This is a genomic window from Comamonas sediminis (assembly GCF_041107495.1).
GTDB classification, from domain to species: domain Bacteria; phylum Pseudomonadota; class Gammaproteobacteria; order Burkholderiales; family Burkholderiaceae_C; genus Comamonas; species Comamonas sediminis.
On the sequence record NZ_JBGBDC010000009.1, the window covers coordinates 1 to 15,035 of the forward strand.

At 65.6% G+C, this 15,035-nt stretch carries 12 protein-coding genes; 9 read left to right on the forward strand and 3 right to left on the reverse strand.

Annotated features, from left to right (window positions below):
* The first annotated feature begins 236 nt into the window (after positions 1–236).
* Positions 237–2,153 (forward strand): ATP-binding cassette domain-containing protein, encoded by a 1,917-nt coding sequence (locus tag AB7A72_RS19130; RefSeq protein ID WP_369460844.1) that lies wholly within the window; start codon positions 237–239, stop codon positions 2,151–2,153.
* A gap of 28 nt (positions 2,154–2,181) precedes the next feature.
* On the opposite strand, the gene AB7A72_RS19135 is transcribed toward AB7A72_RS19130, so the two are convergent.
* Positions 2,182–3,642 carry an aminotransferase-like domain-containing protein gene (locus tag AB7A72_RS19135; RefSeq protein WP_369460845.1) on the reverse strand — a complete coding sequence of 487 codons (1,461 nt, stop codon included), beginning with the start codon at positions 3,640–3,642 and terminating at the stop codon, positions 2,182–2,184.
* Between the two features lie 236 nt (positions 3,643–3,878).
* Here AB7A72_RS19135 and AB7A72_RS19140 point away from each other — a divergent pair, with 236 nt between their 5' ends.
* The 7 genes from AB7A72_RS19140 to AB7A72_RS19170 all read left to right on the forward strand — a co-directional run bounded on the left by AB7A72_RS19140 (position 3,879) and on the right by AB7A72_RS19170 (position 10,271).
* On the forward strand, positions 3,879–4,475 hold the full coding sequence (locus AB7A72_RS19140; RefSeq protein WP_239812843.1) for a LysE family translocator: 597 nt from the start codon (positions 3,879–3,881) through the stop codon (positions 4,473–4,475).
* A 261-nt stretch (positions 4,476–4,736) separates the two neighbouring features.
* The gene (locus tag AB7A72_RS19145; RefSeq protein WP_369460961.1) at positions 4,737–5,924 is read left to right on the forward strand and encodes an aminotransferase-like domain-containing protein; all 1,188 of its coding nucleotides are present in this window, start codon (positions 4,737–4,739) and stop codon (positions 5,922–5,924) included.
* Between the two features lie 88 nt (positions 5,925–6,012).
* Entirely contained in the window at positions 6,013–6,654 is a 642-nt protein-coding gene (locus AB7A72_RS19150) for a glutathione S-transferase family protein (protein WP_369460846.1), read from the forward strand.
* A 72-nt stretch (positions 6,655–6,726) separates the two neighbouring features.
* Entirely contained in the window at positions 6,727–7,620 is an 894-nt protein-coding gene (locus AB7A72_RS19155) for a PhzF family phenazine biosynthesis protein (RefSeq protein WP_369460847.1), read from the forward strand.
* Between the two features lie 22 nt (positions 7,621–7,642).
* Positions 7,643–8,581 carry a PhzF family phenazine biosynthesis protein gene (locus AB7A72_RS19160; RefSeq protein WP_369460848.1) on the forward strand — a complete coding sequence of 313 codons (939 nt, stop codon included), beginning with the start codon at positions 7,643–7,645 and terminating at the stop codon, positions 8,579–8,581.
* Complete coding sequence (locus AB7A72_RS19165) at positions 8,578–9,270, forward strand: VOC family protein (protein ID WP_369460849.1); 693 nt, start codon at positions 8,578–8,580, stop codon at positions 9,268–9,270. Before AB7A72_RS19160 ends, AB7A72_RS19165 begins: the two co-directional genes overlap by 4 nt.
* Before the next feature lie 32 nt (positions 9,271–9,302).
* Positions 9,303–10,271: a threonine dehydratase gene (locus AB7A72_RS19170; protein ID WP_369460850.1), complete on the forward strand. Its 969-nt coding sequence runs from the start codon at positions 9,303–9,305 to the stop codon at positions 10,269–10,271.
* Between the two features lie 18 nt (positions 10,272–10,289).
* Here AB7A72_RS19170 and AB7A72_RS19175 read toward each other — a convergent pair whose 3' ends face one another.
* Entirely contained in the window at positions 10,290–11,135 is an 846-nt protein-coding gene (locus AB7A72_RS19175; RefSeq protein WP_369460851.1) for a creatininase family protein, read from the reverse strand.
* A gap of 59 nt (positions 11,136–11,194) precedes the next feature.
* Positions 11,195–13,177, reverse strand: coding sequence for a sigma-54-dependent Fis family transcriptional regulator (locus AB7A72_RS19180; RefSeq protein WP_369460852.1), 1,983 nt, complete (start codon positions 13,175–13,177; stop codon positions 11,195–11,197).
* A 297-nt stretch (positions 13,178–13,474) separates the two neighbouring features.
* On the opposite strand from AB7A72_RS19180, the gene exaC reads away from it, so the two are divergent.
* On the forward strand, positions 13,475–14,995 hold the full coding sequence (exaC, locus tag AB7A72_RS19185; protein WP_239810606.1) for an acetaldehyde dehydrogenase ExaC: 1,521 nt from the start codon (positions 13,475–13,477) through the stop codon (positions 14,993–14,995).
* The last annotated feature ends 40 nt before the right edge of the window (positions 14,996–15,035 follow it).

A 15,035-nucleotide genomic window follows, 5' to 3' on the forward strand; every position in this document is an offset into this window, starting at 1 on the left:
CGAACCGCCCTCTTTCGAGTCTGGCAGCTTTGCAAGGCATCGTGCTGTCGATAGACGCTATTGTATAGGCGTTTTCCCGGGGCGTCACGCAGTTGGCGAAAATTTCTGATTGAACCGCATCCGCATGACCTACAGATGACGACGCAGGGACATGGCAGCAGCAGATGCAGCGCCTGCCGGCGCCGATCCCCCTGCAACCGGGCCGCTGTTGGCGCGCACCCGATAATGGCGCCAACATGGCATTGATTACCTTATTAGACGCGCAACTCGCCTTTGGCCACGTTGCCTTACTGGACCACGCAGACTTCGCCCTGGAGTCCCAGGAGCGGGTTGGCCTCATTGGCCGCAATGGCGCAGGCAAGTCCTCGCTGCTGAAGATTCTCGCCGGCATGGAGAAGGCCGATGACGGCCAACTGCAATTGCAGAACGGCTTGCGCATCGCCTATGTGGCCCAGGAACCCAACCTGAACCTGGAACACACGATCTTTGAAGCAGCCTCTGACGGCCTGGCGGAAGTGACTGCCATCCGTGACCGTTACTTTGCCGCCGAAGACGGCGAAGACCTGGATGCCCTGCAGTCCCAGATCGAGGCCTTTGATGCCTGGAACTGGGAGCAGCGCGTGGAAGAAACTCTGCAGCGCCTGCACCTGGACCCACAAGCAGTCGTCGGCAATCTGTCCGGCGGTGTGAAAAAGCGCGTGGCGCTGGCCCAGGCGCTGGTATTGCGCCCCGATGTGCTGTTTCTCGATGAGCCGACCAACCACCTGGATCTGGACTCCATCGCCTGGCTGGAAGACCTGCTCAAGGAGTTCAAGGGCAGCATCATCACTATTACCCACGATCGCTCCTTTCTGGATGCGGTGGCGACCCGCATCGTGGAGCTGGACCGTGGCCAGCTGCGCAGCTACCCCGGCAACTTTGCGCAGTACGTGGTGCAAAAGCAGGAGCAGCTGGCACAAGAGTCGGTGATCAATGCCAAGGCCGATAAATTGCTGGCCCAGGAAGAGATTTGGATCCGCAAGGGTGTCGAAGCACGCCGCACCCGCAGCCAGAGCCGGATCGAGCGGCTCAAGGTAATGCGCAGCGAACATGCGGCACGCCGCACCGCCCAGGGCAGCGTGAAGATGGACATTGCCTCGGGCGTGGGCAGTGCCTACCAAGGCAAGATCGTGGCGGAGCTGACCGACGTCAGCAAGCGTTTTGGCGACCGGACCATTGTGCGCAACTTCAGCACCACGGTGCTGCGCGGCGACAAGATCGGTCTGCTCGGCCCCAACGGCGCCGGCAAGACCACCTTGCTGAAGATGATTCTGGGCGAGTTGGCTGCAGACAGCGGCACGATCCGCCAGGGCGCCAACCTGCAGGTAGCGTATTTTGACCAGATGCGCGATGCGATCAATCTGGATGCGACCCTGGAGGACTTCATCAGCCCGGGCAGCGAATGGATCGAGATCGGCAACCAGCGCAAGCATGTGAAAAGCTACCTGAGCGATTTCCTGTTCTCGCCCGCACGCGCGCACTCGCCAGTGCGCTCCCTGTCGGGTGGCGAGCGCAACCGCTTGCTGCTGGCCCGCTTGTTTGCCCGCCCGGCCAATGTGCTGGTGCTGGACGAGCCGACCAATGACCTGGACATCGACACCCTGGACCTGCTGGAAGACTTGCTGCAGCAGTACGACGGCACCGTCTTCCTGGTCAGCCATGACCGGACCTTTTTGGACAACGTGGTCACCAGCATCATCGCCGCCGAAGGTGATGGCCATTGGCGCGAGTACGAAGGCTCGGTACAGGACTGGCTGATCCAGTCGCGCCGCTCGCGTGAGATTGCCGAGCAGCGCGACGCTGCCCAGACCAGCAAGCAAGCCAAGGAGACCAAGGCCGCCGCAGCGGCCCCCGCGCCAGCGCCCGCTGCAGCAGCTGTGCCCAGCGCACAGCCCAAGCGCAAGCTCAGCTACAAGGACCAGCGCGACCTGGATACCTTGCCGGCCCGCATCGCCGAGCTGGAAGCCGAGCAAAAGGATATCCAGGCCAAGCTGGCTGATGGCAGCCTCTACACCAAGGACTACGGCCAGGCGATGCAGTTGCAGCAGCGCGATGCCGCCATTGAAGAGCAGCTGCTCGAAGCCTTGATGCGCTGGGAAGAGCTGGCCAGCTGATCCGGCGCCGCGCTCAGCCCTCAGCGGCTCAGCGCGGCATGGGTTCGGCCTGCGGGAACTCCGCACGCACCTGCTGATAAACCCGCCAGAAGCTCGGGTCCTGCGTGCAGGCATAGTTGATGCGCATCAAGGTGGATGGCTGGCGGCTGGCATGGAAGAGGCTGCCCGGCGCAATCAGGTAGTTTTCATCGAGCATGCGCTGGGCCAGTACCTCGGTATCCATGCCGGTATCCACCCAGCCGAACATGCCTGCGGGCTCGGTGACAAAGCGGCAGCCGGACTCCAGCGCCAGCGGCACGCTGTGCTTGCGCGCCTGCACCAGGCGGCTGCGCATGCGCTCGATATGGCGCCGCAGCTGGCCGTTTTCGATGCACAGCGCCATCGCGCGCTCCATCAGCGCCGGGCTGGTCAAGGTGGACAGCAGCTTGGTGTCCAGCATGCGGTCCACCAGATCCGGTGGCGCCACCATATAGCCGACGCGCCAGTTGGGCGCCAGGATCTTGGCAAAGCCACTCACATAGATGCTGCGCTGGAGGCCATCCAGCACGCTGAGCCGGGTGGCATGCTCGGGTGCGATATGGCTGTAGGTGTCGTCCTCAACAATATAGAAATTGAAGGACTGCGCCAGCTGCAGCACCTGGTGGGCCGCTGCCGGGTGCAGGCTGTAGCTGGTGGGGTTGTGCAGCACGCTGACGCTGACATACAGCTTGGGCGCATGGGTCTCGCAGTAATGGCGCATGACGGCCAGATCCGGGCCATCGGGCCCGCGCGGCACCGGCAGCACCTGCATGCCCAGCGCCGCCAGCCGGGCAAACTCTACCGACCAACCAGGCTCTTCGACCATCACCGCATCGCCCGCCTTCAGCAAGGTGCGGCTGACAATGTCCAGGCCCTGGGTTGCGCCCATCGTGGTCATCACCTGCTCCATCCCCACCGGCAAGCCCAGTTCCTTGAGGCGATCGGCCAGCAGCGCGCGCAGCAACTCATCGCCCATGGGCGCGCCGTAGCTCCAGTGCATGGCATGCAGCGCATCCGAACCCACGACCTTGCGCAGCGCCGATTGCAGAAACTGGTTCTGCAGCCATTCGGGCGGGAACATGCCGGCACCCGGCTGCGGATGCGTGGCCTTGTGCATCATGCCGCGAATGAGCGAGGTCGCATTGATGCGGGCCGATGCGGCCGGCAGCGACACCGCGTCCTTCAAGGTCCTGTCCTTGGCCACCGGCGGTGCGGAAGGCATTGTAACCACGGCCTTGGCGACATAGTCGCGCACGTAGAAGCCGCGCTGGCGGCGCGCCTCCACCAAGCCCTGGGCCTGCAGCAAATCATAGGCGGCGACCACGGTATAGGGGCTGACGCTTTGCTGGGCGGCACAGGCCCGCACCGATGGCAGGCGTGCACCGGCTGGTAACAGGCGCGATCGGATGCGTTCTGCAAAGCGCGCCGCCAGTTGCTCGGTCAGGGTATGGGTGGTGTCGCGGGTCAGCATGGCAATAGAGGGGAGATGTACCGGTTTTGGAACCAATACAGTTCATGGTATTGATTTTCTGTCTGTACTGTAACTGTATTGCTATCAAAGCTACATTATTTGAGGCAAGCCTGCCCCCAAGGTCCCGGCTGTCTCCGCTGCAACTGGCCTGCGCCTTCGCTCCGCCGAAAGCTGGCAGCGCCGGTGCATGATGGGCCTCCCCGAAGGCAGTGGACACGATCACCATGACAACGACAATGACCGCCGTAGAGTTCAGCGCATTTCTGGTTCTGGCCACGGCCATGAGCTTTACCCCCGGGCCCAACACGACGATGGCCGCTGCGATGGGCGCGAACTGGGGTCTCAAGTCCGCCATGCGCTTTGTCTGGGGCGTGCCCATGGGCTGGGGCGCGTTGCTGCTGCTGTGCGCCAGCGGCGTGGGTGCGTTGGTGATGGCAGCGCCCGCCCTCAAAGGCGCCATCAAGGCGGTCGGCATTGTGTACCTGGTCTGGCTGGCCTACAAACTCAGCCGCAGCGGCCAACTGGCCGAGACCAAGAACGGCCACCTGCTCGGTTTTTGGCAGGCCGTCGGCTTGCAGTTTGTCAACGTCAAGGCCTGGCTGTTGGCGCTGGCCATTGTCGCGGGCTGGATTGTCGGCTTTCAGGATGCGTTGGCGCGTCTGGCGATTGTGCTGCCGGTGATGCTGTTTTACGCCTTTGCCAGCAACTTTCTGTATGCCTCGGTCGGCGCGCTGCTGCGCAGCTGGCTGGCCCAGGGCCAGCGTCTGCTCTGGTTCAACCGGGCGATGGCGCTGATCCTGGTGCTGACGGCGGTATGGATGGTCAAGGCCTGAGCCTGCAGGTAATAAAGTCTGTGCAGCTGCCAACAATCCTTCTACTAGTTAGACAATCAAAGCCCCACCGGCAGGCCTGTGCGCTGGCCTGCCCCTGCAAAGAACCATGCAGGCCAAAAGCCTGCCGGCAGTGTCCGCCCGCCGTGCCCAACCCCAGACGCCCGGCCACTGCCACCATTCCAACCTGCGGTGGCTCTGCGCTGCATCCACCCCGGCCAGGGCGCTGTCGCCCCGGCTGCCTGTCAAAGAGATGAGGAAATGATGACGAACTGGACCTTGGCCAAACGCGCCGCCAGCATGAACCCCTCGGTGATCCGCGAGATCCTGAAAGTGACCGAGAAGCCCGGCATCATCAGCCTGGCCGGTGGCTTGCCCTCCCCCAAGACCTTCCCGATCGCTGCCTTCAAGGAAGCAGCCGACAAGGTGCTGCTGCAGGACGGTGCGTCTGCACTGCAATACGCCGCCAGCGAAGGCTATGCGCCATTGCGCGAGTTTGTGGCCAAGCAACTGCCCTGGGACGTCAGCCCCGACCAGGTGCTGATCACCACCGGCTCCCAGCAGGGCCTGGATTTGATGGGCAAGATCCTGCTCGACGAGGGCAGCCGCCTTCTGGTGGAGACGCCGACCTATCTGGGCGCCCTGCAGGCCTTCTCGCCCCAGCAGCCCCGGGTGGTAGGCGTGGACAGCGATGACCATGGCGTGATCCCCGACGACCTGGCGCGCAAGGCGGGCGAGGGCGCGGACAAGGCACGCATGGTCTACCTGCTGCCCAACTTCCAGAACCCCACCGGCCGCAGCATGGACGAGGCCCGCCGCCAGGCTGTGGTGGACCGCCTGGCCACCTTGGGCATCCCATTTCTGGAGGACAACCCCTACGGCGACCTCTGGTACGACCAGGCGCCGCCCGCCCCACTGACGGCCCGCAACCCGGAAGGCGGCGTGTACCTGGGCTCCTTCTCCAAAGTGCTGGCACCGGGCCTGCGCCTGGGCTATGTGGTGGCACCCAAGGCGGTCTATAGCAAGCTGCTGCAGGCCAAACAGGCGGCCGATCTGCACACGCCCACCTTCAACCAGCGCATGGTGGCCGAGGTGGTGCAAAGCGGCTTTCTGGACCAGCATGTGCCCACCATCCGCGCGCTCTACAAAAAGCAGCGCGATGCAATGCTGGCCGCACTGCGCACGCATTTCGCCGACCTGGATGTGCAGTGGACCACGCCCACGGGCGGCATGTTCCTCTGGGTGCGCATGCCTGAAGGCATTGACACCGTTGCCATGCTGCCAGCTGCCGTCGAGCGCAATGTGGCCTATGTGCCCGGCAGCGCCTTCTATGCCAGCCAGCCTGACAACCGCACGATGCGCCTGTCCTATGTGACGGCCTCGGAAGAGCAGATCCATATCGCCATCAAGGCACTGGCCGATACGGTGCGGGCCACGTTGGCCGCCCGGTAAGCCAGCAGGCTACATCGCCAGAGAGCAGGCCCGCAAGGCAGGCTCTCTGGCCACCACACCACCACGCAGCACACACCAAGGAAGACACATGCTGAAAATCTGGGGCCGCATCAGCTCGATCAATGTGCGCAAGGCCGTCTGGGCCGCGCAGGAAGTGGGCGTTGCGTTTGAGCGCATAGACACCGGCGGCAAGTTCGGCGGCACGCAGACGCCCGAGTACCTGGCCCGCAACCCCAATGCGATGGTGCCGGTGATCGAAGACGGCGAAGGCGCCATGCAGCTGACCCTGTTCGAATCCAACGTGATCGTGCGCTACCTCTGCGCCCGCTACTCGCCCGGTGTGCTCTATCCGGCAGCGCTGGCCCAGCGCTTTGATGCCGAGCGCTGGATGGATTGGCAGCAAACGACGATGAACCCCGCCGGGCGCGATGCCTTTATCCAGCTTATCCGCACCGCACCCGAGCAGCGCGATGCGCAAAAGATCGCCGCGTCCATCGCCGCGATGGAGCCCTTGCTGCAACTGCTGGACCGCCATCTGGCCAGCCGCCCTTATCTGCAAGGCGCGCAGTTCGGCATGGCCGACATGCCCGTCGCCTGCGAGGTGCACCGCTGGTGGAACCTGCCCGCCGCCGCCTACCAGCGGCCCCACTACCCGCATGTGGAACGCTGGTTTGCCGCGATGCTGGCCCGCCCGGCCAGCCGGGGCGTGCTGGACATCACGATCGAGTAAGCGCCGCCCAACCCGCGCCCCGCAGCGCGCCACCACGGCGCGCCCTGCTTTTTTTCCCTCCACCCCCCTACCATGCAGCCACGCCGCTTTGCCCAGCTCGATGTATTTGCCCACCATGCGCTGCAAGGCAATGCGCTTGCCGTGGTGCTCGATGGCGAAGGCATTGGCGACGCGGCCATGCTGGACTTTGCCCGCTGGACCAACCTGTCCGAAACCACCTTTGTGCTGCCGCCCACGCCCGAGGGGGCCGCATGTGGCGCTGACTACCGGCTGCGCATCTTCACCCCGGCAGGCGAGCTGGCCTTTGCCGGCCACCCGACCTTGGGCAGTTGCCAGGCCTGGCTCAACGCGGGCGGTACGCCGCGCCAGGCGCAGGTGGTGGTGCAGGAATGTGCCAAGGGCCTGGTCAGCATCCAACGCTCTTCCTCTGCGAGCGGCATGGACCACGCAGGCCTGGCCTTTGCCGCGCCACCGCTGCAGCGCAGCGAGGTGCCTGCCGGTCTGCAGGCACAGGTGTTGGCCGCATTGGCCTTGCAGGCCGATGACCTGCTCGCCGCGCAGTGGCTGGACAACGGATCGCGCTGGATGGGTTTGCTGATGCGCAGCACCGATATGCTGCCACGCGCCCAGCCCAACGCGGTGGCGCTGCGGACACTGGGCGTCAAAGCCGGCCTCTGCGCCATCCACACACCCAGCAGCGGGGCGATGGCGGCAGAGCCAGTGCTGGAAGTGCGCGGCATCACCTTGACCGCCCATGGCATCGCCGAAGACCCAGCCACCGGCAGCCTCAATGCCAGCCTGGCCCAGTGGCTCGGCGCTGCCGGCCATATCGCCTTGCCGTACCGCGTGCAACAAGGGGCAGCCATCGGCCGCGCGGGCCGCATGCGCCTGGTGGCCGATGCGCAAGGCCAGATCTGGGTACAGGGCCAGGTGCACAGCGTGCTGACAGGCCAGGTCATTCTGTGAATACTGAAGAAAGGAAGTTCCCATGCGTACACGCGCCTTTATGCAGGTCGATGTGTTTTCCGAAACCGCCTACCGTGGCAACCCGCTGGCCGTGGTGCTGGACAGCGAAGGCCTGGGCGATGAGGCCATGCAGGCCTTTGCCCGCTGGACCAACCTGTCCGAAACCACCTTTTTGCTGCCACCCACACCCGAGGGCCGTGCCCAGGGTGCGGACTACCGGGTGCGCATCTTCACCCCCGGCGGCGAGCTGCCTTTTGCCGGCCACCCCACCTTGGGCAGTTGCCACGCCTGGCTGGCAGCCGGCGGCCAGCCGCAGCAAGCCGGCCGCGTGGTGCAGGAATGCGCCAAGGGCCTGGTGCCCTTGCAGCAGGACGCGCGCAGCGGCCGTCTGGCCTTTGCCGCCCCGTCGCTCAGCCGCAGCGAGATTGCAGATGCAGAACTGGCCCCGGTGCTGCAGGCTACCGGTCTACAGGCAGGCCAGGTGCTGGCCCGCCAAAAGCTCAACAACGGACCCGAGTTCTGGGCCCTGCTGCTGGACGACCCTGACACCATCCTCGCGATGCAGCCCGATCTGATGGCGCTGCATGGCCTGGGCATGGAATTGGCCGTGGCGGCGCTGTACCCGCAAGCGGGCAAGACGCTGATCGGCCGCGCCAGCCGCGAGGCGCGTGCCTTTGACAGCGCCTCGGGCCAGGCGCCGCGTGCAGCGGAGGCCGACGTGGAGGTGCGCGTCTGGTTCAACGCCGGCACCAGCCTCAGCGAAGACCCGATCACCGGCAGCCTCAACGCCAGCCTGGCGCAGTGGCTGCTGGCCGATGGCCATCTGCAGGCCCCCTATGTCGCCAGCCAGGGCATCAACCTGGACCGCAGCGGCATCGTCAACATCGCGCAAGATGCGGCCGGCCAGGTCTGGGTCGGCGGCCATGTGTCCGCCGGCATCCGGGGCGAGGTGCTGCTGTGAGCCATGCCGCCCTGGACCACCTCGTCGTCATGGCGGCCAGCCTGGATGAAGGCCTGGCCTGGTGCGAGGCGACCCTGGGCGTGACGCCTGACGCAGGCGGCCAGCATGCCTTCATGGGCACCCACAACCGCCTGCTGCGCATCAGCAGCCCGGCTTTTGCGGGCAGCTACCTGGAGATCATCGCGGTCGACCCGCAAGGCCAGGCGCCCAGCAGCCACCGCCGCTGGTTTGACATGGACGACAGCGCGCTGCAGGCGCAGGTGCGCAGCCAGGGGCCGCTGCTGACCCACTGGGTCGCACGCGCCAACGGCATCACCCAGGCCACCGAAGCCTTGCGCGCGCTCGGCCATGCGGCCGGCACGCCCCAGGCCGCCAGCCGGCAAATGCCCCGGGGCCTGCTGGCCTGGCAGATTGGCTTGCGCCCCGATGGCCAGCGCCTGCTCCAAGGCCTGCTGCCCACGTTGATTGAATGGGGGAACCAGCACCCGGAAGCCAACTTGGCGGACAAGGGCGTCGCACTGCAGCGGCTGCAACTGCTGCATCCCGATGCCGCAGCCCTGCACACCGCGCTGCAGGCCCTGGGCCTGGGCAGCCACCCCGCCTTGCAGGTAGCGCATGCCCCCACGCCGGCGCTGGCCGCCGATTTGCACACGCCCAAGGGGCCGGTGCAGCTGCGCAGCCCTCTCTGATCCGCTCTTCAACGCACTCTCTTTTCTGATCTATGCAAGCCATCTCCCTTCCCAGCCTCGCCGAGATTGAAGCCGCCTCCCGCATCGTCTACCGTGAGTTCCAGGCCACGCCGCAGTACCGCTGGCAGCTACTGGGCGAACGCCTGGGGGCCGAGTGCTGGCTCAAGCATGAGAACCACACGCCGGTGGGCGCATTCAAGATCCGGGGCGGCCTGGCCTATTTCGCGCAAATGGCCGCGCGCGGCAACCTGCCCGCCCAGGTGATCAGCGCCACGCGCGGCAACCACGGCCAGAGCATCGCCTGGGCCGCGCGCAGCCATGGCGTGCGCTGCACCATCGTCGTGCCCCATGGCAACTCGGTCGAGAAGAACATGGCGATGCGTTCGCTGGGTGCGGAGCTGATCGAGCACGGCGACGACTTCCAGTCCGCCCGCGAGCATGCGATCGCGCTGGCCGAGCAGACTGGCGCCCATATGGTGCCCAGCTACCACCCGGACCTGGTCAGCGGCGTCAGCACCTACTGGTGGGAGTTTTTGCGCGCCGTGCCGCATTTGCAGACCGTCTATGTGCCGATTGGCCTGGGCTCGGGCGCCTGTGCGGCCGTGGCCGCCAAGCTGGCCTTGCAGCACCCGGTGCGCATTATCGGGGTGATCAGCACGGGTGCCACCACCTACCGCGATTCCATCGCCGCCGGTGAGGTGGTCGAGGCGGTGGTCAGCACCGAGATTGCCGACGGCATGGCCGTGCGCCGCGCCGACCCGATGGCCCTGCCCGTGCTGCGCCAGCACCTGGACCACCTGGTGGCCGTCAGCGACGACGAAGTGCGCGAAGCCATGCGCTGTCTGTTCACCGATACCCACAATGTCGCCGAAGGCGCAGGTGCCGCTGCGCTGGCCGCCGCGCTGCAGGAACGCGAGCTGATCGCCGGCCAGACCATGGGCCTGGCGCTGACCGGCGGCAATGTGGATGCGGCAGTGTTCAGCCAGGTGCTGGGCGGCTGATTCTGCGCGTGCAAGACTTCAGCGGGGAGCTACTGTCCACTCCAGCTGGTGGATCTCCTGCAGCAGCAAGGCCAGTTGCTGGGCCGCTGCCTCGACCACCGCGCGGCCCTTGTCTGCCGTGGCGCCAGCAGCATTGCCGACGGCGCCGCAGGGGTTGTAGTCTTCCATCGCCCAGCCCATCTTGGCGCTCTTGCCGTTGCCCACAATCGCAAAGCGCCGCGCCCGGTCCTGCGACGTGGAATGGAAACAGCCCGCCTGCGCCATGTCCACCTGCGCAGGTGCGAGGTGCAGCATCATCGAGGTTTCCACCTCGCCGCCATGGATGCCAAAGCGGTGCTCCTTGGCGCTGAACAAGCCCGTCACTTCGGCCGGCAACGGCAGCCCGCCCCAGCTGCTGCTGTAGACCAGCATGCCATGGGCCATGCGCAGCTCGCGCGCGACGATATCCATCACCGCCACCTGCCCGCCATGGGTGTTGAACATCAGCAGCTTGCGGATGCCGGCCCGCGCCACCGCCTGACCCAGCGCCGTCCAGAGATCAATGATGAGCTTGGGCGGCAGGCTCAGGGTGCCGGGAAAGTTCAGGTGCTCGGTACTCAGACCGATGTTCTGCGCTGGCAGCACCAGCACCGGCACATCGGCCGGCAGCAGGGGCAGCGCCGCCGCCACAATGCCTTGCAGCAAGGTGGCATCGACGGAGACCGGCAAATGCGGGCCATGCTGTTCCACCGCGCCCACCGGCAGCACTGCCACCGTGCTGGCTGCGAGGCCGCTGGTCTGCGCCTGGGCAAATTCGCGCGTGCTGATATCGGCCCAGAATCGGGAAGACCAGGAGGCGACAGCAGCGTTTTCAGAGGCGGGCATGGGTATTCCAACAAACGGCCGGCACACCATGTTCCGGCGAAGCGCTATCTTAGGCCATGCTAAGCCGCCTTGAGCCGGCGGTACAGGGTCTGCCGGCTGATGCCCAGCAGCTTGGCCGCCTGCGACACATTGCCCCGGCACTGCTGCAGCATCTGGGCAATGGCAGCATGGGAGAGGGTTTTCAGATCGGTGGCCGGCAGGCTGGGCGGCTGCGCTTGCGCCGCCACAGCAGCGACCGCCATCGGCGCGCCTTCGCGGTAGCGCAGCAGCTCCTGCGCCAGATCGTCCGAGAGCTGGGACCAGCCAATCGTGTCCTCACCGGGCAGCAGCAGCGCCGATGCGGTCTGCAGCGCGTTGGCATATTCGCGCAGGTTGCCGGGCCAGGGATAGTGCGCCATCGCAAAGGCCAGATCGGGGTGCAGCCTGACCGACTGGCCGGGGTTGAACTGGTCCAGCAAGCGGCGGGTGATGGCCTCGCGGTCGCTGCGCTCGCGCAGCGCGGGCAACTGCAAGGCCAGGCCATGGATGCGGTAGAACAGATCGGCCCGAAAGCGCCCTTGCGCCACGGCCTCGCGCAGCTGGTGGTGGGTGGCGCAGACCAAAGCAAAGTCCAGCTGCTGGGCCTTGCCGCCCCCCAGCGGCGTGATGCTGCGCTCCTGCAGCACGCGCAGCAAGCGGGTTTGCAGCGCCAGCGGCATATCGCCGATTTCGTCAAGGAACAAGGTGCCGCCCTGGGCCTCGCGCAGACGGCCAAGCTGGCCATCGCGCCGGGCGCCGGTAAAAGCTCCTGACTCGTAGCCAAACAGTTCGGCCTCGATCAAATGCTCTGGAATGGCCGCACAGTTGATGGCCACAAAAGGCCCGGCATGGCGTGCGCCGCTGTCATGCAAGGCGCGGGCAAACAGCTCCTTGCCGACGCCCGATTCGCCCTGCACCAGCAAGGCAATGCCCTTGCCCAAGGTGCGCCGGCCACGCTCTGCGGCGGCGCGCCAGGTCGGGTCGCCGGTGTCGAGCTGGGCCAGCGCATCGGGCGCAGGCCGCAGAGGCACCCCCGCCAGCGGCGCACGGACAGCGCGATCGCTGCTCAGCACAGCTGGCGTAGCGGCTGCCGCTGTGGCTTGCGGGGGCAGCACCAGGCGCGCAAACACGCTGCGGCCGGTGTGCAAGGCCGCCAGATGCAGGCGCTCGGTGTGGGTGTGACCCCGGGCCAGCCAGTCGCGCAGTGGCATGGCACTGATGTCGTCCCAGTGCAGATGGCCCCAGTCGGCAGCGGCAATCTTGAGGCTGTGCATGGCCGCGCGGTTGCCACCCAACAGCAAGCCATCCGGCGCCAGCGCCAGAATGCCCTCGGCGGCGGTGCCCACCCCTTCGGCCTGGGTGTGGAAATGCATGCGCCAGTCGCGCTGGTGGCGCGCAAGCAGCCAGCGGTTTTCGATCATGCGGGCCGCAGTGGTGGCCAGCCCCAGGGTATGGGCCTGGGCCAGCCGCTGGTCGCCGGAGATATCGAGCACGCCCAGCAGTTGGCCCTGGGCGCTGAAGATGGGCGAGGCCGCGCAGTTCAAAAAGCTGTTGGCTTCCAGAAAGTGCTCGGCGCCTTCGACGCGCAGCGGTGTGGCCTCCACCAGTGCCGTGCCAATCGCGTTGGTGCCGCGCGCCTCTTCGGTCCAGATCGCGCCACTGCGCAGCGCCACCCGCTCGGCCTTGTTCAGAAACGGCGCATCGCCCAAGGTATGCAGCAAGGTGCTCTGGGCATTGGCCAGGATGACCATGCTGTGGCTGTCCTGGATCTGCTCGAACACATAGTCCATCACCGGCCGGGCAATGGCGAGCAGATCTTCGCTGCGGGTGAGCACCTGGCGCATTTCGGTCCCCGTCAGCGGATCGCCGCCAGAGACACGGCCCACCGGTTGCACCCCTGCGCGCAGACTGCGCTCCCAGGAGCTGGCAATGCGCGCCTGCACGGCCCCGGGCGGGCATTCACCATGTGCCAACAAATGCACCCGTGCCTGACGCAGCACCTGGGAGGTGATCTGGGGATCCATGTCGTCTCCTTGCAAGCCTGTCTGCGCAGGCCCATGGGAACAGTATAGGAAAGCAGCCGCTCGGAGAAGCCGCGAATAGCCATGACGCTGTCCGACTGTTCCAGATTGGAACACCTGCACTGTCCGGCGCTGTACCAGCGGCTGCCATTGCGCGCTATCAGACTGATAAAAATCAAACACTTGCCTCGCTTTTCACGCTGGCATGCATCTTGATATGTCCCTGGTGACTCGTGCCGTCAGCGGCTTTGCCAGCGGCGCGAATCAGCTTAAGACATCCAATTTCCAAGGAGACAAACCATGCAATACGTATTTCCCGGCCAATCGGGCGCCAAGATCAGCTACAAGAAGCAGTACAACAACTTCATCGGCGGCCAGTGGAAGGCGCCCGTCAAGGGCCAGTACTTTGATGTGGTCTCGCCGATCAATGGCCAGGTCTACACGCAGGCCGCACGCTCGACGGCTGAAGACGTGGAGCTGGCACTGGATGCCGCGCATGCAGCGGCAGACGCCTGGGGCAAGAAATCGGCCGCCGAGCGCTCCAATGTGCTGCTGCAGATTGCCGACCGCATCGACGCAAACACCGAACTGCTGGCCTATGCCGAAACCGTGGACAACGGCAAGGCGATCCGCGAGACGCTCAATGCCGATATTCCGCTGGCGGCCGACCACTTCCGCTACTTTGCCGGCGCGCTGCGGGCGCAGGAAGGCGGCATCAGCGAGATCGACAACACCACCGTGGCCTACCACTACCATGAGCCACTGGGCGTCGTCGGCCAGATCATTCCCTGGAACTTCCCCATCCTGATGGCCGCCTGGAAGCTGGCCCCCGCCCTTGCCGCAGGCAACTGCGTGGTGCTCAAGCCCGCCGAATCCACGCCCATCGGCTTGCTGATTCTCATCGAGCTCATCGAGGACCTGCTGCCTGCCGGCGTGCTCAATGTGGTCAACGGCTACGGCCGGGAGGCGGGCATGCCGCTGGCCAACAGCAAGCGCATCGCCAAGATCGCCTTTACCGGCTCGACCAGCACGGGCCGCGTCATCGCCCAGGCCGCCGCCAACAACCTGATCCCCGCTACCCTGGAGCTGGGCGGCAAGTCGCCCAATGTGTTCTTCGCCGATGTGATGGACCATGACGACGCCTTCCTGGACAAGGCGATCGAAGGGCTGGTGCTGTTTGCCTTCAACCAGGGCGAGGTCTGCACCTGCCCCAGCCGCGCACTGATCCATGAATCCATCTATGACCGCTTCATGGAAAAGGTGCTCAAGCGCATTGCCGCCATCAAACACGGCAACCCGCTGGACACCGACAGCATGATGGGTGCGCAGGCCAGCAAGGAGCAGCTGATCAAGATCAGCAGCTACCTGGACCTGGGCCGCCAGGAAGGCGCCGAGGTGCTGATCGGCGGCGCCGAAGCCAAGCTGGGCGGCGATCTGGAAGGCGGCTACTATGTGCAGCCCACCGTGTTCAAGGGCCACAACAAGATGCGCATCTTCCAGGAAGAGATCTTTGGCCCGGTGCTGGCGGTGACCACTTTCAAGACCGAAGAAGAAGCGCTGGAGCTGGCCAACGACACCTTGTACGGTCTGGGCGCGGGCGTCTGGACGCGCAATGGCAATCTGGCCTACCGCATGGGCCGCGCGATCAAGGCGGGCCGCGTGTGGACCAACTGCTACCACCACTACCCCGCCCACGCCGCCTTTGGCGGTTACAAGGAATCGGGCATCGGCCGTGAGAACCACAAGATGATGCTGGACCACTACCAGCAGACCAAGAATCTGTTGGTGTCCTACTCTGAAAACAAGCTGGGCTTCTTCTAATAAACGGTGTGCTGGGCGGTGTGCCCGGCCCCCACTGCAG

Coding starts and splice junctions, on each gene's coding strand:
- AB7A72_RS19130 (WP_369460844.1), top strand. CDS start 237: ATGGCATTGATTACCTTATTAGACGCGCAACTCGCCTTTGGCCACGTT.
- AB7A72_RS19135 (WP_369460845.1), bottom strand. CDS start 3,642: ATGCTGACCCGCGACACCACCCATACCCTGACCGAGCAACTGGCGGCG.
- AB7A72_RS19140 (WP_239812843.1), top strand. CDS start 3,879: ATGACCGCCGTAGAGTTCAGCGCATTTCTGGTTCTGGCCACGGCCATG.
- AB7A72_RS19145 (WP_369460961.1), top strand. CDS start 4,737: ATGACGAACTGGACCTTGGCCAAACGCGCCGCCAGCATGAACCCCTCG.
- AB7A72_RS19150 (WP_369460846.1), top strand. CDS start 6,013: ATGCTGAAAATCTGGGGCCGCATCAGCTCGATCAATGTGCGCAAGGCC.
- AB7A72_RS19155 (WP_369460847.1), top strand. CDS start 6,727: ATGCAGCCACGCCGCTTTGCCCAGCTCGATGTATTTGCCCACCATGCG.
- AB7A72_RS19160 (WP_369460848.1), top strand. CDS start 7,643: ATGCGTACACGCGCCTTTATGCAGGTCGATGTGTTTTCCGAAACCGCC.
- AB7A72_RS19170 (WP_369460850.1), top strand. CDS start 9,303: ATGCAAGCCATCTCCCTTCCCAGCCTCGCCGAGATTGAAGCCGCCTCC.
- AB7A72_RS19175 (WP_369460851.1), bottom strand. CDS start 11,135: ATGCCCGCCTCTGAAAACGCTGCTGTCGCCTCCTGGTCTTCCCGATTC.
- AB7A72_RS19180 (WP_369460852.1), bottom strand. CDS start 13,177: ATGGATCCCCAGATCACCTCCCAGGTGCTGCGTCAGGCACGGGTGCAT.
- exaC (WP_239810606.1), top strand. CDS start 13,475: ATGCAATACGTATTTCCCGGCCAATCGGGCGCCAAGATCAGCTACAAG.